The organism is Streptomyces sp. ATCC 21386, assembly GCF_018728545.1.
Taxonomy (GTDB): Bacteria; Actinomycetota; Actinomycetes; order Streptomycetales; family Streptomycetaceae; genus Streptomyces.
Genome location: NZ_JAAVVL010000001.1, coordinates 186,655 through 206,375, shown reverse-complemented (window position 1 = coordinate 206,375; position 19,721 = coordinate 186,655). Strand labels below are relative to the sequence as shown.

Here is a 19,721-nt window from a genome sequence, read left to right as displayed (position 1 = left end):
GATGACCGTCGCCGTCCTCGCCTCGGTGGCCGCGGGTCTGTGCTTCGCCCTGGCCGGCGTGCTCCAGCAGCGCGCGGCGAGCGCCATGCCGCCCGAAACGGGCCTGTCCTGGCGCCTGTTGCGAGGACTGGCACGGCAACCCCGGTGGGTGTGCGGTATCGCTCTGGCGGTGGTCGCCTACGGGTTCCAGGCCCTGGCCCTCGCCTTCGGCCCGCTCAGCCTGGTGCAGCCCTTGATCGTCTGTGAGCTGGTGTTCGCGGTCCCGCTCTCCGCGCACCTGTCCCATGTGCGACTGGGCCCGCGGGAGTGGGGAGGCACATGCGCGGTGGTCGTCGGCCTGGCCGCGGCGCTCGCGACGGCGCGGCCGGGCGGCGGAGACCCGATGACAGACCGGATGGTGCCCTGGCTCGCCGCCGTCGGCGGAGTCACCGCCGTCGTCGCCGGGGCGCTGGCGGCGCGCACGTGGGTCACGGGGGTCCGGCGCGCGTCCCTGGTGGCGCTGGCCGGCGGCACGGTGATGGGCTTCCAGTCCGTGCTCCTCGACACCACCGTCGCCCGGATGGCGCACGGATTCGGCGCCGTCGTCTCGGGCTGGCAGACGTACGCCCTGGTCGCCGCCAGCGCGGGCGGGTTGCTGCTGATCCAGACAGCCTTCCAGGAAGGGCCGCTGGCCGCGACGATGACGGTGATCGATGTGACGGAACCGGTCGTGGCGGTCGTGGTCGGCACGACGTTGTTCGGTGAGACGCTGCGGGTCGACGGCTGGGCGACCGCGCTGACGGTGCTCGGCGTGGGAACGGCCCTCTACGGCATCGTGTCCCTGGACACCTCGCCCACGGTCGCCGCCCTGCACCGGCGGGAGCAGGCCCGACAGCACCCTTGAACGGTGGCTGTCACCCACCGATGAGCGTCCTTCACCCAGGTCCGGGACGCGTCCTGGACCAGGCCACGTCCCGCCAGACCGGCACGAGGTCCTCCTCAAGGACCCGCGCCCACGTGGGGTGCGACTCGCGCGATGTCTCAGTCGCGCGCCGCGCCATCGCGAGCCGCGCCTCGGGGCGCCCTGTCAGTTCGGCAAGGGCCCGGCCCCAGCCCTCGGGAGTGTCGTCGCGCACCACGACGCCGTCCCGACCGGGGTCGGCCAGCCACTGGGTCGTGGCCGCGCCGGTCGGCAGCACGACGGGAAGGCCGGAGGCCATGGCCTCGGCCACGACATTCCCGACCGTCTCGGTGCGGGAGGGAAACGCGAAGACGTCACAGCCGGCGTACACCCGGGCGAGCCGGTGCTGGGCCAGCGGGGGGAGCCGGGTGACATGGGGGCCCAGCAGTTCGGCGACGCGCTCGTCGTCGGCGCCCGCACCGACGACGACCAGGTGCACGAGCCACCCGTCCGCCACCAGACGGCGTACGGCCTCGGCGACCAGCAGAACCCGTTTGGACGCGTCCACCCGGCCGACGAACAGCACCAGCAGACGGTCGTCCGGGAGATCGTACAAGCGGGCCAGTGCCTGCCGGGCCCCTTGATCGGGACGGAAGCGCCGGTGGTCGACACCGCGCCGCAGCAGTGACACCCGGCCGGAACCGACCACCTCGTCGATCTCCTCCCGGCCGTCCGGTGCCGCGACGAGCACCCGATCGCTGAGCCGCAGCAGCCGGTCCCGCCGCCGCCGAGCAAGTGTTTCGGCCACTCGCTCCGGTCCGGCGCCGAAGCGATCGACCCACCGGGACTGCCCCAGCAGCCCTCGGGCGGCCTGACGGGCGTAGACGGCGGACAGCGCCGGAACATCCGTGTGCACGGACGCCACGAGGCCCGGCCGCCGTTCCCGGCGTGTGCGGCCGGCCAGTCGAGCCGCGGTCGAGGCGAAGGCGAAGGTGTGCGTGAGATGCCATACGTCGTGCCGGCGCAGGAGTCGGGCGAGCCGGGGATGGAACGGGGAAAGATCTGTGACGTCCACCCCACCGACCAGAGGCGTGATCCGCGCGGAGCTGAGCACCGGCCGCAGGGCCACCACACGTACCCATGGCGAGAACTCCTCGACGCACTCCCGCTTCCCGAGCACGTACAAGGTCAGGTCGATCTCGTCGACGTCGCGGGCGCGCAGCGCCGCGGCCTCGGCGAACCGTTCCCAGCACTTGACGTGGCCGCCCGCCGTCTCCGACCTCATGAGTTCCACCAGAACGGCCACGGAGACGAGGGAACCACCAGGAGGCACCGGTGGCACAGGGACCGAGGACGGTGGGGAAGGGCGCATGGTCATACGGGTACCCGCCCCGGCCGGGGTCCGCCGGGTCGTCGTTCCACTCGGTTGCGTGCGGAACCGACCCGTGGTCCGCGTCTTCACCGTGGCCGGCCCTGTGTGCGCCAAAGGCCCCGGCCGCGTTCATTCCGCCCGGCGGCGCCGATCCCAGAACCGGGCAGGCCGCTGTGCGGCACCGCCCGAGCGGGTCCACCGCGTGCGAGCCCTTCGGCAGCCACGTACCGTCGGGCCCATGATCGGTCCGCGCGCGGCTCGACGCCGGGCCGGTTCCGCGGCCGAGACGGTCGTCGCCCCCGCCCTCCCTCTCCGATCCACGAGCCGAGGTCTGGCACATGCCCCAGGTGACTCCCTCTTCTCCGTCCGCTCCCCCACCCACCGCTCTCCCCGCTCCCCTCGTCGTGCATCGCACCACGGACGGCTCGCACCCAGGCGTGGCGCTGGTCACCGGAGCCTCTTCCGGCATCGGGGCGGCTGTGGCGCGCCGACTGGCCGCGGGAGGCTGGAGACTGCTGCTCAACGGACGTGACCCGACCAGGCTCACCCAGGTGGCAGCGCACCTGCCCGCCGCGGTCCTCCCCGCCGATCTCACCAGGGCCGGCGCCGACCGGCGGCTCGTCGAGTCGTCCCTGGAGAAGGCCGGCCGGGTGGACCTTCTGGTGGCGGGAGCGGGCATCGGCTGGGCCGGAGACTTCGCCACCATGCCCGAAGAGGCCATCGACGAGGTGATCGGCGTGGACGTGCTGGCCACCATGCGTCTGGTCCGTCAGGTGCTGCCGCACATGCTGGAGGCCGGCTCCGGGCACGTGGTGCTCATCGGCTCCGTCGCGGGGGCCGTCGGAGTCAAGGGCGAGGCCGTCTACTCCGGGGCGAAAGCAGCGCTCGGTGCGTTCGCCGACGCCCTGCGATACGAGGTGCGCGCCGCCGGCGTCGGGGTCACCCTCGTGGTGCCGGGAGTCGTCGACACACCGTTCCTCGACCACCGTGGCGCCCCCTACCAGCGGTCGAGACCGAGGCCGGTGCCGCCGGAACGAGTGGCGGACGCGGTGTGGCGGGCGGTGGCGCGGGGCAAGGACGAGGTCTACGTCCCCGGGTGGGTACGTCTTCCCGCCCGACTACGCGGCGCGGCACCGGCGCTGTACCGGCGCCTCGCCGCACGATTCGGCTGAGCACACCCGTACACGCGCGCCCTGCCGCTCCGACCGCGTCCGGCGCGCGGCCGCCGGAACTCCCGCCAACCCATGCGCGAGGTCGCCATTCGGGGTGGCGCCGAAGGTGGCGGATCAGCCGGTCCTCCTGCGGCAGGCCGCCGGCCCTCCGACGCCACCACGGCTGCGGCAGCACCAGCCCGTGGGCGCTCTCCGACGCGGTGCCCGGCGATCCGCGCCCAGAGCGCCTCTGCGGTGCCCGTCATACCCGGGTGAGCTCCGCGGCGCCGAACGAGACGTCGAAACGGTCGCACCAGATGCTGACACTGCTGAACCCGGCCGGGTCGACATCCGCAGGCAGCGGGTAGTTCTGACTGCCCTTGTTGCCCTTGAGCCTGCCGAGGCTGACGTACTTTCCGTCGTCGAAGACATGCCACCCCGCACGGCCCTCCTTCACCGGCGCGTCGGTCAGCCACACACGGAGGTCCGGCCCGTTGCTGGTGTCCAGGTTCTCCAGCCGCACGACGTGGGAGCCGTCGGCGAGCCGCACGAGTTTCACCGCGCCGGAGGTGGTGTGCTCATGGCTGATCAGCTCACCATCGGCCAACGTCTCCGGCCCGGCGGGCGCCGGCGCCGACGGCGTAGGGGAACCGGTCGGCGAGGTCGCACCGGCCCGCTCGGGCTCAGAGACCGCGGAGGTCTCCACGGCACCCGGCAGAGCCTCCGTCACCGTCTGGTCCTGCCACAGCTTCCACGGCTGGAACCAGTACGACCCCAAGCCGACGGCCGCGACCGCCACCACCAAAACCCCGACCACCCACGGCCTGACCAGCACGGCCCTTACGCGCCCCATCACGTGCCTCCCTCGGAGAGTGCCTCGCCCCACCACGCCATTCAACGCGACGGTCGACCGTCTCGGACCCTTGAGCAGATGACAGAACGCTTACGGCTCGTGCCTGCCGGGGTGCTCCCGATCCGGCCTCCGGCCGACGCGACGGTGCCACCGCCGCCACGACGACACACCCGGATTTCGCTCATATGTACGCCGACACAGGGGAGTTGTACGCTGCAAAGGTGCAGGGGGACAAGCATCGCTTCGGGGAGTACGAGCTGGACACGGCTCGGCACCAGCTCCACCGAGCCGGTGCGGCGGTCCACGTCGAGCCTCGGGCCCTGGATCTGCTGTGCCACCTCGTCGTCCACCGGGACCGTGTGGTCCCGAAGACCGAGCTGCTCGACGAGGTGTGGGGTGATCGCTTCGTCAGCGAGGCCGCCCTCACCACGGCGCTACGGACCGCTCGGCTGGCCGTGGAGGACACAGGCAGCCGACAACAGGTGATCCGCACCGTGCACCGGCGGGGCTACCAGTTCGTGGCCGCGACGACGGTCGACGAGGGCGGCCCGTTCCGGGGCTCCGACGATGTGGCCCATGAACGATCGGCACCGGCCGGCAGACCGGTCGGCGCCGACCTTCAGACCATCCGGTTCTGCCGGGCCGGTGACGGCACACGCATCGCCTACGCCGCCGTCGGCTCGGGCCCACCCCTGCTCAAGGCGGCCAACTGGCTGTCCCATCTCGACCTGGAGTGGACGACCCCGGTGTGGTCGCACTGGTTGAAGGGGCTCGCCCGCAACCACCGGCTGATCCGCTACGACGAGCGCGGGTGTGGCCTCTCCGACTGGGTGGTGCCCCGCTTCACGTTCGAGGACTGGGTCGACGACCTGGAGACCGTGGTCGAGGCCGCGGGGCTCGACAGGTTCCCGTTGCTCGGGGTGTCGCAGGGCGGTGCGGTGGCGGTCGCTTATGCGGTACGGCATCCGGAGCGGGTCAGCCGACTGATCCTCGCCGGAGCCTACGCCCGCGGCCGGCGGGTCCGGGCCCGAAGCGAGACCGAGAGTGCCGAGGCGGCACTCGACCTGGATGTGGCCCGGGTCGGATGGATCCACCAGGACCCCAGGTTCCTGCGGGTCTTCGCTTCCCAGTTCCTGCCCGACGGCACGCCGGAGGACTGGGACGCGTTCACCGTCTTCCAGCGGCAGACGACCTCGCCCGCCAACGGGGGCCGTTTCCTTGAGGAGTTCGCCAGGATCGACGTGTCCGACATCGCCCACCAAGTGGCCTGTCCGACGCTGATCCTCCACTCCCGCGACGACGAGCGGGTGCCGGCCTCCCAGGCCAATGAGCTGGCCGCTCTCATTCCCGACAGCCGGCTGGTTCTGCTCAAGAGCCGCAGTCACCTGCTCACCGCGTTCGAACCGGCCTGGGACGAGTTCCTGTCGCACATCGACGCCTTCCTCGCCGAGTGAGTCGCGGGGCCTGAGCATCCGGCAGCCGGGTAGGCGCCGGGCCGGGCGCGCCACCGCCCTTCCGCGGGCGGACGGGCGGCGGACGGGATCCGGGCGTCCGTGACCGCCGCTTCACAGACTCGGACCGACGCAGTCGGTCCGACGGCCCGGAGCGCCGGGTCACCGACGTCAGCGCCTGCGGTCTGTCCAGGTGACGACGGCATCCGAGTCTCCCCGCGCCGTGCCTGAGTCACCGGGAGTCGCTCATCCTGGGCTTCACGACAGGCCGCACACCCGCGGAAGGGCTCAGCGGCAAGCGTCGACCCGGTCGCGTCGCCGGCGCCGTGCGGGCCGGTCGACGGTGACGGTGACGGTGACGGTGACGGTGAGTGATCAACGCGCGCCGTGGACAGATGTCGCGATCTCCGGTCGTCTGCTCGCCGGCCGTCCACTCGCTGGTGCCCGATGTCCCCGCCTGCGGCAGGCAGAGGGGACATCCCCGTGGCCTCGCACACCCCGTTCCCTTCCAGTCCGTCGGCCCTGGTACTCACGCGCGCCCCATCAACCCGGCTCGCCGACTCAGGGAAACACCCTCAGTCCCTCCTCAGACAAGCCCTCAGGCGAGCCTCAGACCTCCGCCAAGCCCTGGCCTGCGGGCAGACCGGATGCTTGAGCGGTGCCGGGCCGAGGAGCGGTCGTGAGGACATCTCCCCCAGCCCGGCACTCACTTCAGATGCGGGACACACACGAGAGAGAAGGACAGAAGATGCGACTCGACACCACCAGGACGTCCGGCAAGGCCCGGAGTCACCGGGGGCTGGCGCTGCTGATCGCGACGGGTGCCGGGCTGGGCTCCCTGCTGCTGGGAACGGTTCCCGCACACGCCAACGCCACCACCAAGCACGTCGCGGCGGACGGCATGTCCGTCCAGTTCAAGACGAGCGACAGCAGCCACGACGTGCGGGGGAACATCACGTTCACCGTCAACGCGGACGGCAACTGGAGGATCGACGCGAAGGCCACCAACCCGCGGCCTGCGGGCCGCAACGTCCACTGGGTCTGTGACCTGTCGTGGGACGCGGCGGACGTCCGGCACTCCACCGGCACCAAGTGGGTGCCCCGCAAGTCGACCCGCACCCTGACCGCGCAGGCGTACGACCCCTTCGTCCAGGCGGACTTCGCCACCATCGCCGCCCGCGGCACGGCCGACTGCGACATCGTCATCGGCTAGTCCCACACCGTTCGCATAGGCCGGCAACGCCGGCCCGACTGGACCACCGGCGTCCGTGAAGTCGTCCACCGACCTCACGGACGCCGTAGTGGAACACCACGGGGGACCCGGACAAGTGATCACTCAGCGCGACGGCGACCTGGAAGTCGCCTACACCGCGCACCGGCACACGACGCGCGCCTGAAGCTGAACTCCGGCAGCTACGTGGGCCGCACGTTCTCAGACGCGGAGATCAGGACATGGAGATCGCCCCCGAGATCCTGACCGAGTCCGACGTCACCGAGATCCAGCAGTGATCGCCACCTGACGGGCGACATGGCCACCGGCCGAGGCTGTGCCGGTGGGCCCTCCGCCGTCGCTCATCTCCTCCTCGTGCTGCCGCGGCGAAGCCGGACCGGCCGCGGCAGCACCGGTGCGTTTACCGGGGGGGGGCCGTCGTCGCGGGCGTTCCGTCTGCCGGGCTACTCGGCGAGGAAGTGGTGGAGATGGGTGAGAAAGGTCGGCCAGGCCGGTTCGTCGGCGGTGAACAGGTGGTTGCGGCTGTCGAGCAGGACCAGCCGGCTGTCGGGTATGAGCGTGGCGAGTTCCAGGGCCTGTGCGACGGGGACTCGCGCATCGTCACGGGAGTGGATGATCAGCGTGGGACAGGTCACGTCGTCAGCGATGTCCGAGACGTCGATGCGGGAGAACTCCTCCAGGAAACGCAGGCCGTTGGCGACCGACGTCGTCTGCCGCTGGTAGGCAGCGAACGCGTCCCACTCCGCGGGAGTGGCGTCGGCGAGGAACTGGGAGGCGAAGTAGCGCAGGAAGCTGCTGTCCTGCGAACGCCACCCGGCGCGGGCGATGTTGAGGTCGACCTCGGCCGCGTCGCGCTCGGCGGCGTTGTCCGCACGGATCTGCTGCCCCCGGGCATAGGCGGAGGTGAGGATCAGATGACTGACCCGCTCGGGGCGAAACACGGCGTAGGCGACCGCCACCGCGGCCCCCTGTGACACCCCGAGCAGAGGGAAGCGGTCGAGGCCGACGGCATCGGCCACGGCATCGAGGTCGGCGACCAGGTCGTCGAGCGTGAAGCTGCCCATGTCCCATGAGGAGAGGCCACAACCCCGCTCGTCGTAGCGGACGAGCCGCCGACCGAGGGTGAGACCGTCGAACCAGTGCGCCCACATCGGGGTGGTCCGGTCGAGGTCGAGGTGCGTCAGCCAGTTGGCGGTCTTCACCAGAGGCGGGCCCTCGCCGGTGACCGCGTAGGCGATACGGGTGCCGTCGACGGACCGGCAGAACCGGATGACCTCGTGGTCCGGTTCCCCCGCCGTCCGGACGGCGGGGGAACCGGACGTTGCGGCCGGAGTCGTGGAACCGACCGTCGTCTGCGCGACGAACCGATAGCCGTGCGGGCGCACGGTGCGGATCAGCTGCTGTCGTGTGTCGCTGTCACCGATCGCGAGGCGGGCCATGCGCAGCAACGTGGCGAGGGCCGCCTCACTGACCTCGCTGACCGCCCGTCCGCGTCCCATCAGGTCACGCAGTTCTTGCTCGGGAACGACGCGGCCGCGGTGCTCGACCAGGTAGCACAGGAACTCCAGGGCACGGGGCTCGACATCGACCCACTGTCCGTCATGACTGAGCCGACGGCGGTCCGCGTCCAGCACGTACTGCCCGAATCGGTAAACCGCGCTGTCCACACGAAAACTTTACAACGTCCTTGCATCTGCTGGGAGTTGGGTGCCCGCCCCGGTCCGCCCCGAGCGCCGGGCCCGCGAGCAGGGACACCGCTCAGGAGCCCGCCGACTCCCTCTCCCGCAGCCGACGCCGGAGGATCTTCCCGGAGGCCGCCTTCGGTACCGTCTCGATGAACTCGACCTGGCGGATCCTCTTGTACGGGGCGACCTGGCCCTCGACATGGGCCATCACCTCGGCGGCGGATATCGGCACCCCGGTCACGGGCACCACGAACGCCTTGGGTATCTCACCCGCCTCCTCGTCGCCGACACCGATCACAGCGGCGTCGGCGATGCCGGGGTGCCGCAGCAGGATGGCTTCGAGCTCGGCCGGTGCCACCTGGTGACCCTTGTACTTGATGAGTTCCTTGACCCGGTCGATGATGAACCAGTTCCCGTCCTCGTCGACCCGGCCGATGTCACCGGTGTGCAGCCGGCCGTCGGCGTCGACCGTCGCGTCGGTATCCTCCGGTCGCCCGAAGTAGCCCTTCATGACCTGTGGTCCACGGATCCACACCTCGCCCGGTTCGCCCTCCGCCATGTCCTGCCCGGTATCGGGATCGACCAGGCGTGCCTGCGTCGACGGAAGCAAACGCCCCACGCACGCGACCGGCTCGTCCCGCCGTCGGCATGGATGTGCGAGGCGGAGGACAGCTCGGTCATGCCGTACGCCTGACCGATCTCCACCCCCAGCCGGTCGGCCACGGCCGCCTGCACTCCGGCGTCGAGCGGAGCCGCCGCACAGATGACGCGCCGCAGATGCGACAGGTCCAGTCCGTCGACCGCGGGGTGTTTGGCCAGCGCGAGCATCACCGGCGGGGCGACGTAGGCGTGGGTGATGCGGTCGCGCTCCAGGCTGGTCAGGAACGCGTGGAGATCGAACCGGGTGTGCACGTACACGGTCGCGCCACGGCGCAGCGCGTTGTTGACCAGCGCGGTCAGCCCGAAGATGTGGAAGAAGGGCAGGATCCCGGCGCGAGCGGGCGGCGACCTTGCCCCGCAACGCCGAGGCGATGCTGCGGATCTGTAGCTGGCTGGACCGGCTACGCGTCAGCGATGACCACAGCACCCGTCAGCCGCGCTGGATCACCAGAATCACGACCGTGCCACCGCACCTGGCCGTGCTGTCCTGGTGCTACGGCACCCCCGGCTACGGTGTCGGCAAGATGGACTCCAGTTCCGCGTTTTCCCGTTGATCAGTCGCCGGATGGTCCGGGACCCAGCCGATCCCCCTTGCCCGTCCGTCCTCACGGCGGTTGCCGGACAGGGACGGGCGGGCAAGGGGGTTGCCTCACGCCTGCTGCGGGTGCAGAAGCCGGGCCAGTAGGTCGTCGAGCGTGACCATGCCGGTGAGCCGTCCGCTGTCGTCGCAGACGACGGCCAGGGTGGCGCGGCGTCGGCGCAGTTGCTCGATGGCGTGGCCGACGGTGTCGCGGGCGGCCAGTTCCGGTACCGGCCGGGCGAGTTCCCTGGCGGTGACGGTTCGGCCGCGTCCGCGGGCGATCAGTGCGTCGCGGGCGTGGACGGAGCCGACGACCAGCGGTCCGTCGCGGACCAGCAGTCGGCTGCGGTCGTGCTCGGTCGCGGTGGCGAGGATGGTGTCGAGGTCGGCCTCGGCCTGCACCGAGGTGATCTCGGCGGCCGGGATCTGGAGATCGTCGACCGGGGTCTGGGGCTCGGTGAGCGTGTTGGTGATCAGTTCGGAGTCGTCCTTGCTGATCAGGCCGAGCCGTGTCCACCCCGAGCAGGCCCGCGTCGCGGGAGCCGCTCCGGACCACCTCCGCCCTGAGTTGTTCGGCCGCCGCTGATGTCGTCCATGTGCTCCCGCAACGGAGCCCTTCCGGCAATGGCTCGCTTCCACGGCTCGGCCACCGTCAGCACCAAGAGGGGACCCGCCACGCCTCCGAGTCGGTGGCGTGCCCATAGCGTGCCCATAAGACCGGTAAACCACGGTCAACAACGGTGCGATCCTGCGCCCCCGGGCGCCACGCCAGAGCACGTATGCCCAGGTCAGAAGCCATTCGGCTCCCCAAGCGCCGTCGCTTCCCAAGCTGAGAGCGCGAGTTCGATTCTCGTCACCCGCTCCATGATGAAACCCAGGTCAGTGGCCTGGGGTTTGTTTGTTGTCTAGTCCAATTTGAGGGTCGCGTGCCCTCTGCGTGCCTAAGTCGGGACCGAGCGGCCATCCCCAGGGTCTGCGGGCATCACTTTGCGCCACCCGACCCTCGTTCGTCTCAAATGGCGAGACGCATTTCATATGACCCGCGCCACAGGTCGAGCAAATGGCGACCAAGTCGCTTACGCAAAGGGCCGGTTGCGCGGCGCCGGTGTGGCCGGGTGGTTCACAATGCCCGGCATGCCCACCAGGTACGACCGTTCCCGAAGGCGCCGAGCGGCAGCGCGCTGTGGTCGCCCCACGAAGAAGGGGTCGCCATGCAAGCTCCCGCAGGAGATCGGGAAGGGCTGCCGACACCATGCCACTGGAGCAGAACGCAAAGCCGCCGCAGAGGAGGCGAGGGCTCGGGCCGAGAGAGCAAGACAGCAGGCGGAACGGGAGCGACGGGCCATCCTTACTGTGGTCGCCCTCGTCACCGTGGCCGTGTTCGCCGGCCTCGGTGTCGGCATCTGGAACGGATGGAAGGACGATGAGCACGAGTCCATGTGCCAGCCACACCGGACCCAGGCACTGGCCCTGAGCGACAAGGCCCGCGCCGTGCGGATTCCCATGGTCTTCGCCGGCGACCCGAACATCAGCATCCTGCAGCTTGGGGCGGAGTTCCCCGAAGACCTGGGAAGCCTCGACGCCATCTCCGCGACCGAGCTGGACATATCCAGGGCGTACTCCGAGAAGCGGGCCTTGGCCGGGCAGGCAGCACGCGTTGTTCTCGATCACCGAGAGTGCTTCGGGGACGATTTCGCCGCCGCTGCCTCCCGGATAGAACGGGCGCCCACCGAAGTCAGACGGGTCGAGATGCCGTCGCCTGCTCACTGCGCCGACGGATGGCTGTCCACTTCAATCGGCCGACGAGGTGCGTGCTCACACCACGGCGGCGTGGTTCCGGCTCAGCCTTGGGCGACGCTGTTCGGGCTGGCGACGGATGGGCATGCGGGGGCTCCTGGCGGGCTCTTGGGTCAGTTCGTCATGGAGGGGTTGACGGAGAACGGCGTGGCCTGGACTGCGCCGGTCATCGTGCCGCCGTTCATGACGCCGAAGTTGTAGATGGCGGTGGACTGTTGGCGGTATGCGGCGATGTCGACGTTGTGGTCGCGCAGGAAGATTTCGGTGGAGTCGAAGACCCGGCGTTGCATCATCTGCACGTAGTAGCGGGCGTCGTCGTGCATGTGCATGTCCTCCAGCCAGCGGAGGCTGTAGACCTCGCGGAGGCTGACTGGTCCGCTGCCCGGGTCGAGCTCGGGGCGCTTGCGGGCCTTGCGGCGTATGAGCCGGTCGAGTCCGACGTAGATGTCGCCGAGGGCGTTGAACGTGGTGCGGCTCAGCTATTTCAGGCTGCGCGGATCTGCGGGCTGGAGCCCGGCGAGCTTCGGGTTACGGCCCCAACTTCGGCATCATCAACACCGGCCACATGACCGGCCCCGCCCAAGCTGCGCCGTTCTCCCAGAACGCCACCCAGACCAACAACATCACCAACGAAGCCGTCGACAAGGCCCGCGACAGCATCGACGACCTGCGACGGCGCCTGGAAGAACTACGCGGCCAGTACCCCGAGGTGGACAGCGCCCTGCGCGACCTCGACATGATCGGCCCGCGGCTGGACGAACCCGCTCAGGACCCCGGCACTCTGCGCTACATGCTCCAGAACCTCGTCGAACGCTGCGGCGGAATCCCCGGCGTCCTCGCCGCAGCCCAGCTCGTCCAGTCGACGGTCACAGCCCTGCTACCCGGATCCTGAGGGTCCTAGCTGGCGTTTCCTGAGTGAACAGAGCGAGCGTCCACCGAGTGAACGCCGCTCCCGTTTCCTGAGTGAACAGCTGGGAATCTCGCGGTCAACGTAAGGAAGGCAGACAGCGCTACGCTTCCTTGGCGTACTCGACGAATGCCGCCCAGCTGCCTCGCTGGACGGCCAGCATTCCCCGCCCGCGCACCTTCGTGTCCCGAACCAGCACGTGCTCAGGGTCGTTGTCGGCCACTTCAACGCAGTTCTGCGTCTCTGTGTAGGAGCTGGTTCGCCAGTTCGGGGTCATCGGCTGCACGGGGCGCTCTCCTAGTCGTTCGGGATCTGGTCGTAGTGCTGGATCGCCGTGGAGATGAGGTCTCGGACGGCGGTGCCGTAGACCGCTGACTGCTACAGGAGGGCGAACGCCTTGGTGTACAGCTCGATTTCGCGGGGCTGGGAGACGGAGAACTCCGCCGAGTAGGTCTCGACGAGGACGAGTCGGCTGTCGAACATCGAGAACGCGTTGCCCGGCCAGATGAAGGTGGGGGCGGACTTGGGGACGATGCCCAGGCTGAGGCGCGGCAGCCTCATCACCGCCAGCAGACGGTCGAGCTGCCCCTTCATCACCTCCGGGCCGCCGAAGTTGGTGTAGAGGGCCTGTTCGCCGAGGAGGACGTTGAAGATGCGTTCGCCCTGGTACAGGTACTGCTGGCGTTCGAGTCGCTTCGCCACGGCCGCTTCGGTGTCGTTGGGTATCTCGTAGTAGCTGACGCCCTGTTGGAAGACCTCGGCGGCGTAGTCTGCGGTCTGGAGGGTTCCCCAGACGAGTGTGGGGTGCCAGATGCGGAAGACCTTGGTCTTGGCATAGACCGGGATGGCTTGGCGCTGTCGTTTCTCGACGCCGGTCTGGAGTTGCCGACGCCGTTCGAGCCACAGCTCGTCGACGTGGCGGACGATCGCGACCAGGTCGCCGAGCTGGTCGCCCTGGCCGGTCGTCTCGCACCAGACGCGGATGTCGTCCTCGCTGGGGCGCTGCTTGCCGTTCTCGATGCGGGAGACCTTCGACTCCTGCCACGAGGTGGCGCGCGCGAATGCCCGGCCGCTGGCGAATCCGGCGTCCTTGCGGAAGCCGCGCAGCCGGGCACCGAGCGCTTGCAGTGCCTCTTGTACTTGGGTGCTCACGGGTCGGTCAATGACCAGCACCTCACGATGCATACCGCTCAATGAGCGGTATGCATCGTGAGGTCGCCTTGCGGTGGGCCTATCTTGCCGCGGGCCGCAACTCGGACTTCAGGAAGGAGACGATGGTCTGCCACGACGGTGTCACGGGAAGAGGCGGCGTGGTGTGACCGTGCCGTGCGTATTCCTCGTAGGCGTCCCGGCGGGTGTCGGGGTCGCCCAGCATGCTGGAAATCGGACCGTGACCGGCGTGCGGGAGGGAGATCATGCGCACATCGGCGTTGGCGGAGGCCAGAGCGTCGCGCAGCAGTCGGCCCTGGTGGTAGGGCACCAAGGGGTCCTGCCCGCCGTGGAAGATCAGCGTCGGGGGCAGGGGCCGGTCGGTGACATAGGTGAGAGGGTTCGCGGCCGCGACCTTGTCCGGGCAGTTCTTGATGGGACAGCCGAGCAGCCGCGATTCGGGCGAGCGTGCGTCCGAGTGGCAGTCGGTCGTCCCCAGGAGCTGGTTGAACACCTTGCAGTTGTCCAGCATGTGCGCATCCATCTGGGAAAAATCAGTCGGCGGGTAGAACGGCACGGCCGCCTGCACCGCGCTGGACGGACCGCGCACACCCACGTCTCCCTCCAGCCGGGGGATGTCTCCGGTGACCGCGGCCATCGCCGAGGTCCAGCCGCCCGAGGAGTCACCCATGATCGCGAAGCGTCGAGGGTCGAGGTGGTAGACCTCGGCGTGCGCCCGCAGCCAGCGTATGGCGGCCTTGATGTCGTGGAGCTGGGCCGGGAACTCGGCCTGTGAGCTGGAACGGACCGACACACCCGCCACCGCGAACCCATGCGGGTTGAGCTGGGCGGCGACCTGGTCAGCGCCCTGTCGGCCGTTGTCGGCCAGCCACGCCGAGCCTCCCGTGAAGATCACCAACGGAACCGGCCGCTGCGACCGGGGGATGTACAAGTCCAACAGGTGGCCCTGGCTGTCGGCCGGCTGGGCCGGCGCGTAGGCGATGTCCCTGGTCACTCTCACGTCCTCGGGTCCGGGGGCGGGGGCCGCGTGACCGGGGGCCATGGCGACTCCCAAGGCGATGGCAGATGCCGCCAGCGCCGTGAGAACGCGACCCATACGCAACCGCGTAGGTCGTCGATGCCGGATCCTCATGCTCACTCCTCTTCGAGTGGGAAGCGGCCGCCGGCTCTGATGCCGAACAGCCGGGATGGCCGGACTACTTGGAGCAGATGAAGCCACGTTCGCCTGGCGAAATTTAATTCGTTGAGCGGCTGGCATGAGTGTGGGTCCGGCATCGAGCGGGTGTCAATGGTGGTGAAGACGCACGGGCTCACGACCCACCGGCTGCGGCCGGCGACAGCGCCACGGCGAGGGCTTCGGCTGCCCTCGCCCGGCCCGTGACAGGCGCACGTCGCGGGCGGCGATGCGCCCCGGCGCTCACGCGATCCTGCGCCGAACACCCCGGCCGTCGCGCGGCCGTGGCGCCGTCAGGTCTTGATCGAGGAAACCGGCCCCAGGTCTCGTTCGATACCCGCCGCCGCAGCGCGGAGCGCGGGCAGGACCTCCTCAAGGCATTCGGTGACCGAACGCCGACTGGAGTGCATCGCGACGTTGATCGCGGCGCGCACCTTGCCGTCCCGGCTGCGGACCGGCACGGCCATCGAGCGCAGACCGACTTCGAGTTCCCCGTCGACCAGGGCGTATCCGTCGTCGTCGGCCTGTGCGACAAGCCGGATCAGTTCATTGACATCCGTCACCGTCTGCGCGGTGAGGGACGTCGGAGCCGAGGAGGCAAGGATCGCGGCGTATTCGTTCCTGGGCAGGCCTGCGAGCAGTACGCGGCCCATCGCGGTGGCGTACGCGGGCAGTCGTGTGCCCACGGTGGCGTTGACCGTCATCAGGCGGGCGGGGGCAGCGCGGGCGACGTAGAGGATCTCCGAACCGGAGAGCACTGTCATGGACGCGGAGTCGAAGAGCCGGTGGGACAGGGCCGTGAGATGAGGTTGGGCCAATTGCGCCGGTGACAGACGCGACAACGGAGCGTAGCCCAGCGAGAGGATCGCGGCGTTGGGCCGGTACAGCCCGTCCCGACCGGTGACATACCCGAGGTGGTCCAGCGTGATCAGCGCGCGCCGTACGGTCGCCCGTGGCAAGCCGGTGAGACGGGCTGTCTCGGCGATTCTGAGGGCGTCGCGGCCCGGGCCGAAGGCCGTCAGCACGCTCAGGCCGCGGGCGAGGGACTCGATGATTCCGCGCCCGGGCTTGGAGGCTTCGGTATCGAGCGGTGGTCTGACCGCCGCGGCCGGTGGTTTTGGCGGCGGTGTGCGCAGTTGTCGTTCCATGTCTGCCACGGCGCTCCGCAGAGCGGGCAGCGCGGCCCGTGCCAGCGCTTCCGCGCTCGGGTAGCGTCCGATGAGGCTGACCACGTTCACCACGCACACCAGGTCCCCGTCCGGGGCATGGACGGGGTGGCCGAGGGCGATCAGGCCCGCTTCCAGCCACTGGTCGTCGAGGGACCAGCCGCTGGCTTTCGCGGCGGCGGCGCGTTCGCGGAGATCGTCCGTACACGCCTCGATGAGTTTCGCGCCGCGCACGCAGGAGTGGTGTGCCCGGTGGTGTTCCCATTCGGCGGGGCTCCAGGCGGCGGCCAGCAGCGCGCCCGGCGCCGAGGCGTCGAGTGGCAGCCTGTCGCCGATGCTGCAGACGACTCCCATCCGCCGGTCGCGCACCGCCGAGTGGACGAAGTGGGCGCCGTGCCGGTCCGGCACGGTCAGGGTGACCCCCTCGTCCAGCTCGTCGGCCAGCGCGTCGGCCCGTGGTCCCAGGAGTTCGGGGATCCTGGCGGCAGTCAGGTAAGCGTTGCCCAGCTCCATCAGTGGCGGGGCCAGCATGGCCCTACGCCCGTCGATGTGGACGTAGCCCATGGCGCTGAGGGTGACGGTGATGCGGTCGAGGGTGGCCCGCGCGAGGCTTGTGCGGTTCGCGAGCTCTTGCAGGTCCTCCTGCCCGCCGGCGTCCGCAAGAGCCTTGAGGACGGCGATCCCACGTATCAGAGGGCCGACCGCCTCGGTGGGCACTTGCTCCGTTGCGGCACCGTCCACCTCGCTGGCCGCGACCTCGGCCGTCATGCCGTCACTCCTTGCTTCGGTGCGGGCAACAGTAGCCGATCAGTCCTCCAGAGAGCTTGGGAGTCCGCGTCGCTCCGCCAGGAACGGGCGACGGAACGCGGGTGCAACGAGATTGCCCCGCCCTGCCGGGACCGTCGATGGGCGGTAGGCCGTCCCCCGTACCGCTCATCCCTGGATTCGTCGCCGACCGGAGCGCCGGTGTCAGTCGTCGAGTGCGGTGCGCAAGGTGGTGGCCATCAGATCGATGGCCTGTTTCGCCGCCGGTACCGGGCCGGTGTGGGTGAAGTAGTGGTCGGCCCCCTCGAAGACACGATGGGTGACCGGGACGTCGGCGGCCTCCAGAGCCTTGGCATAGGCGTCGCCCTCGCCGCGCAGGCGGTCGTTCTCCGCGGTGATGACCAGGGCGGGAGGGAGTCCGGCGAGGTCGTCGGAGAGTGCCGGAGAGACGAGGGGATGCGCACGGTCGGCGGGATCCGGGACGTAGGCGGCGGTGAAGATCCGCATGAGCTGAGGGCTGAGCAGCGGCTTGGCTATGAGGGACTGCTTGGTGGCCGGGTCGGCGAGCTGGTCGAGCGGTGCGGAGTCGATGATCTGGAGGCGCGGCGAGAAGGTACCGCGGTCCCGGGCCAGGCGGCAGACCGCTGCGGTCAGGTTGGCTCCGGCGCTGTGTCCGCCCACGGCGAGGCGTGAACCGTCCCAGCCGCCCTCGGGGCCGTGCTCGGCGACCCACGCGGTGACGTCGTACGCCTGGGTCACGGGTACGGGGAACTGCCGCTGCGGGGCGACGGCGTAGTCCACGTTGATCACCACACAGCCGGCCGTGGCGGCGATGTAGCGGCAGATGTGGTCGTCCTGCTCCGGGCGGCCGACCACGAAACCACCGCCGTGGAAGTTGACGTACACGGGAGCGGGGGATCCGGTCGTGGCCGGCGGGCGGTAGACGGTGCAGGTCACCGGTCCGGCACCGGTCTCCACCCGGAGGGTTCCGGTGCGCTGCGGGACGTCGGTGAAGCGCAGGTCCTTGTGCACGCGGGACATCATGTGGCCGAGCAGCAGTTGGATGCCTCTGGCCTGGACTCTTGAACTGAACGCCATGGCGTTGCCCACTTTTCCACGGTTCGAATGACAGGTTGGAGGGGCGGGGAACACCGAGCCGACCGCGCGCGCCGCCGTACCCAATGGCGCATCGCCAGAGGTACGTGCAGTGTCACGGGCCGGCCCCGTGCCGTGCGGTGGGTCAGGCCCCGGCCTCCTGTGCGGCGAAGTCCTCGCTGCGGTCGGTCGCCTCTGTGTCCGTGTCGCCGCTGAGGTGCTTCGCGCGTTGGATCTGTTCGTAGACGTGGGCGCGCAGTTCGGCGAATCGCGTGCTGGAGCGGGTGTGCAACTGGTCGCGCTCGTCGGGGAGATCGATGGCCAGATCCTCCTGCACGACGGTCGGCGACTTGGACAGGATGATGGTCCGCTGGCCGAGGTAGACCGCTTCGTCGATGTCATGGGTGACGAACAGGACGGTGACGCCCAGCTTGTGCCACAGGTGCCTGATGAGGTCCTCCAGCTCGGCGCGCGTCTGTGCGTCGACGGCCGCGAACGGCTCGTCCATCAGCAGCACCTTCGGTTCGAACGCGACGGCGCGGGCGATCGCGACGCGCTGCTGCATTCCTCCCGAGAGTTGCCAGGGGTAGGCGTGGTGGGCATCGGCGAGACCGACCACCTCCAGCGCGTGGTCGACCAGTTCCTTCTCCCTGGCCTTGCCCAGCTTCTTGCGGCGAAGCGGCAGGGCCACGTTGTCGCGCACGTTCATCCAGGCGAACAGGGACCGGCCGTACTCCTGGAACACGACCGCCATGTCGGGTGGCGGTCCCGCGACGGGACGACCTGCCAGACGGACTTCGCCGCTGGTGGGGTCGAGCAGCCCTGCCATGCACTTCAGCAGAGTCGTCTTGCCGCACCCCGACGGTCCGACCAGACACACCAGTTCTCCGGCAGCGATATGAAAGGTCAGGTTCCGCAGAGCCTCGACGCTGCGGTTGCGTCCGGTGTAGATCTTCTGCAGATTGCGTACGTCGAGCATCGACGTCTCCTTGTCAGGGATTGCGCTGTGCCCGGCGCAAGCCGTGGTACCAGGCCAGGACCCGGTTCTCCGCGAACCGGAAGAGCAGCGACAGGACGAAACCGAGCAGGCCGAGCAGCAGGACGCCGCTCCACATCTCGGGGATGGCGAAGGACCGCTGGAACTGCACGACGGCGAAGCCGAGTCCGTTGCTGGCGGCGAACATCTCGCTGATGACCATGAGGATGATGCCGATCGACAGGGACTGACGCATGCCGGTGACGATCTGCGGGCTCGCCGAGCGCAGCACCAGGTGCCACAGGCGTCGAGTGCCGGTGATGCCGTACGAGCGGCAGGTGTCGCTGAGTACCTCGTCGAGGGCACGGACACCCTCGACCGTGTTGAGCAGGATCGGCCACATGCACCCGCTGACGATGACGAGCACCTTCATGGTGTCGCCGATGCCCGCGAAGAGCATGATGATCGGTACCAGCACCGGGGGCGGTATGGCCCTGAAGAGCTCCATGACCGGCTCAAGGAAGTCGCGCACGAGGCGGCTCATGCCGATCACCAGCCCCAGCCCGACTCCGACGATGACGGCCAGCAGATAGCCGGCGGTCAGCCGCATCACGCTGGGCACCACGTCGGATGCCAGCCGCTCGCCCGTCCAGACGTCGGCGAATCTCCCCAGGACGGTGGAGAGCGGAGGGCTGTAGAAGTCGGTGCTGCCGGCGGTGAGGAACCACCACAGCACGAACAGGACCAGAGGCAGGCCCAGGACCAGCGAGGCCCGACGGGCCACGCCCAGGACAGTCGTCCGGATCAT

At 69.6% G+C, this 19,721-nt stretch carries 17 protein-coding genes and 2 pseudogenes; 6 read left to right on the top strand and 13 right to left on the bottom strand.

Features of this window, described 5'->3' with window-relative positions:
* Position 1: 1 nt before the first annotated feature.
* Positions 2-883 carry a DMT family transporter gene (locus GWK25_RS00960; RefSeq protein WP_215447918.1) on the top strand — a complete coding sequence of 294 codons (882 nt, stop codon included), beginning with the start codon at positions 2-4 and terminating at the stop codon, positions 881-883.
* A gap of 31 nt (positions 884-914) precedes the next feature.
* Here GWK25_RS00960 and GWK25_RS00955 read toward each other — a convergent pair whose 3' ends face one another.
* Complete coding sequence (locus tag GWK25_RS00955) at positions 915-2,186, bottom strand: glycosyltransferase (protein WP_308404145.1); 1,272 nt, start codon at positions 2,184-2,186, stop codon at positions 915-917.
* Positions 2,187-2,590: 404 nt separating this feature from the next.
* Here GWK25_RS00955 and GWK25_RS00950 point away from each other — a divergent pair, with 404 nt between their 5' ends.
* Positions 2,591-3,424: an SDR family NAD(P)-dependent oxidoreductase gene (locus GWK25_RS00950; RefSeq protein ID WP_215447914.1), complete on the top strand. Its 834-nt coding sequence runs from the start codon at positions 2,591-2,593 to the stop codon at positions 3,422-3,424.
* 241 nt (positions 3,425-3,665) lie between these two features.
* Here the strand turns inward: GWK25_RS00950 and GWK25_RS00945 are convergent, their stop codons facing one another.
* The gene (locus tag GWK25_RS00945; protein ID WP_215447912.1) at positions 3,666-4,256 is read right to left on the bottom strand and encodes a DM13 domain-containing protein; all 591 of its coding nucleotides are present in this window, start codon (positions 4,254-4,256) and stop codon (positions 3,666-3,668) included.
* A gap of 221 nt (positions 4,257-4,477) precedes the next feature.
* On the opposite strand from GWK25_RS00945, the gene GWK25_RS00940 reads away from it, so the two are divergent.
* Both GWK25_RS00940 and GWK25_RS00935 read left to right on the top strand, forming a co-directional pair.
* Entirely contained in the window at positions 4,478-5,710 is a 1,233-nt protein-coding gene (locus GWK25_RS00940) for an alpha/beta fold hydrolase (RefSeq protein ID WP_215447910.1), read from the top strand.
* 745 nt (positions 5,711-6,455) lie between these two features.
* On the top strand, positions 6,456-6,920 hold the full coding sequence (locus GWK25_RS00935; protein ID WP_215447908.1) for a hypothetical protein: 465 nt from the start codon (positions 6,456-6,458) through the stop codon (positions 6,918-6,920).
* Between the two features lie 461 nt (positions 6,921-7,381).
* Here GWK25_RS00935 and GWK25_RS00930 read toward each other — a convergent pair whose 3' ends face one another.
* Positions 7,382-8,605: an alpha/beta fold hydrolase gene (locus GWK25_RS00930; RefSeq protein ID WP_215447906.1), complete on the bottom strand. Its 1,224-nt coding sequence runs from the start codon at positions 8,603-8,605 to the stop codon at positions 7,382-7,384.
* 91 nt (positions 8,606-8,696) lie between these two features.
* Positions 8,697-9,610, bottom strand: a pseudogene (locus GWK25_RS00925) (AMP-binding protein); the annotation flags it as partial.
* 23 nt (positions 9,611-9,633) lie between these two features.
* Here GWK25_RS00925 and GWK25_RS00920 point away from each other — a divergent pair.
* A complete protein-coding gene (locus GWK25_RS00920) occupies positions 9,634-9,837 on the top strand; it encodes a hypothetical protein (protein WP_215447904.1) in 204 nt (67 codons plus the stop codon).
* A 95-nt stretch (positions 9,838-9,932) separates the two neighbouring features.
* Here the strand turns inward: GWK25_RS00920 and GWK25_RS00915 are convergent.
* A pseudogene (locus GWK25_RS00915) lies at positions 9,933-10,373 on the bottom strand (CBS domain-containing protein); the annotation flags it as partial.
* Between the two features lie 1,400 nt (positions 10,374-11,773).
* A complete protein-coding gene (locus tag GWK25_RS00910; RefSeq protein ID WP_215447900.1) occupies positions 11,774-11,983 on the bottom strand; it encodes a hypothetical protein in 210 nt (69 codons plus the stop codon).
* A gap of 242 nt (positions 11,984-12,225) precedes the next feature.
* Here GWK25_RS00910 and GWK25_RS00905 point away from each other — a divergent pair, with 242 nt between their 5' ends.
* Positions 12,226-12,552: a hypothetical protein gene (locus GWK25_RS00905; protein WP_251828638.1), complete on the top strand. Its 327-nt coding sequence runs from the start codon at positions 12,226-12,228 to the stop codon at positions 12,550-12,552.
* A gap of 118 nt (positions 12,553-12,670) precedes the next feature.
* On the opposite strand, the gene GWK25_RS00900 is transcribed toward GWK25_RS00905, so the two are convergent.
* The 7 genes from GWK25_RS00900 to GWK25_RS00870 all read right to left on the bottom strand — a co-directional run bounded on the left by GWK25_RS00900 (position 12,671) and on the right by GWK25_RS00870 (position 19,721).
* On the bottom strand, positions 12,671-12,844 hold the full coding sequence (locus GWK25_RS00900) for a DUF397 domain-containing protein (protein WP_181362152.1): 174 nt from the start codon (positions 12,842-12,844) through the stop codon (positions 12,671-12,673).
* Positions 12,845-12,945: 101 nt separating this feature from the next.
* A complete protein-coding gene (locus GWK25_RS00895) occupies positions 12,946-13,719 on the bottom strand; it encodes a helix-turn-helix transcriptional regulator (protein WP_308404143.1) in 774 nt (257 codons plus the stop codon).
* A 79-nt stretch (positions 13,720-13,798) separates the two neighbouring features.
* Positions 13,799-14,731 carry an alpha/beta hydrolase gene (locus GWK25_RS00890; RefSeq protein ID WP_308404142.1) on the bottom strand — a complete coding sequence of 311 codons (933 nt, stop codon included), beginning with the start codon at positions 14,729-14,731 and terminating at the stop codon, positions 13,799-13,801.
* Positions 14,732-15,204: 473 nt separating this feature from the next.
* Positions 15,205-16,845 (bottom strand): IclR family transcriptional regulator C-terminal domain-containing protein, encoded by a 1,641-nt coding sequence (locus GWK25_RS00885; protein WP_215447896.1) that lies wholly within the window; start codon positions 16,843-16,845, stop codon positions 15,205-15,207.
* 201 nt (positions 16,846-17,046) lie between these two features.
* Positions 17,047-17,940, bottom strand: coding sequence for an alpha/beta hydrolase (locus GWK25_RS00880; RefSeq protein WP_215447894.1), 894 nt, complete (start codon positions 17,938-17,940; stop codon positions 17,047-17,049).
* A 142-nt stretch (positions 17,941-18,082) separates the two neighbouring features.
* A complete protein-coding gene (locus GWK25_RS00875) occupies positions 18,083-18,916 on the bottom strand; it encodes an ABC transporter ATP-binding protein (RefSeq protein ID WP_215447893.1) in 834 nt (277 codons plus the stop codon).
* A gap of 13 nt (positions 18,917-18,929) precedes the next feature.
* On the bottom strand, positions 18,930-19,721 hold the full coding sequence (locus tag GWK25_RS00870) for an ABC transporter permease (protein ID WP_215447892.1): 792 nt from the start codon (positions 19,719-19,721) through the stop codon (positions 18,930-18,932).

What these genes read in the sequence shown, in the direction of transcription:
- GWK25_RS00875 (WP_215447893.1), bottom strand. Translation starts at nt 18,916, where the DNA reads ATGCTCGACGTACGCAATCTGCAGAAGATCTACACCGGACGCAACCGC.
- GWK25_RS00935 (WP_215447908.1), top strand. Translation starts at nt 6,456, where the DNA reads ATGCGACTCGACACCACCAGGACGTCCGGCAAGGCCCGGAGTCACCGG.
- GWK25_RS00885 (WP_215447896.1), bottom strand. Translation starts at nt 16,845, where the DNA reads ATGACGGCCGAGGTCGCGGCCAGCGAGGTGGACGGTGCCGCAACGGAG.
- GWK25_RS00870 (WP_215447892.1), bottom strand. Translation starts at nt 19,721, where the DNA reads ATGATCCGGACGACTGTCCTGGGCGTGGCCCGTCGGGCCTCGCTGGTC.
- GWK25_RS00900 (WP_181362152.1), bottom strand. Translation starts at nt 12,844, where the DNA reads ATGACCCCGAACTGGCGAACCAGCTCCTACACAGAGACGCAGAACTGC.
- GWK25_RS00910 (WP_215447900.1), bottom strand. Translation starts at nt 11,983, where the DNA reads ATGCACGACGACGCCCGCTACTACGTGCAGATGATGCAACGCCGGGTC.
- GWK25_RS00960 (WP_215447918.1), top strand. Translation starts at nt 2, where the DNA reads ATGACCGTCGCCGTCCTCGCCTCGGTGGCCGCGGGTCTGTGCTTCGCC.
- GWK25_RS00950 (WP_215447914.1), top strand. Translation starts at nt 2,591, where the DNA reads ATGCCCCAGGTGACTCCCTCTTCTCCGTCCGCTCCCCCACCCACCGCT.
- GWK25_RS00880 (WP_215447894.1), bottom strand. Translation starts at nt 17,940, where the DNA reads ATGGCGTTCAGTTCAAGAGTCCAGGCCAGAGGCATCCAACTGCTGCTC.
- GWK25_RS00905 (WP_251828638.1), top strand. Translation starts at nt 12,226, where the DNA reads ATGACCGGCCCCGCCCAAGCTGCGCCGTTCTCCCAGAACGCCACCCAG.
- GWK25_RS00945 (WP_215447912.1), bottom strand. Translation starts at nt 4,256, where the DNA reads ATGGGGCGCGTAAGGGCCGTGCTGGTCAGGCCGTGGGTGGTCGGGGTT.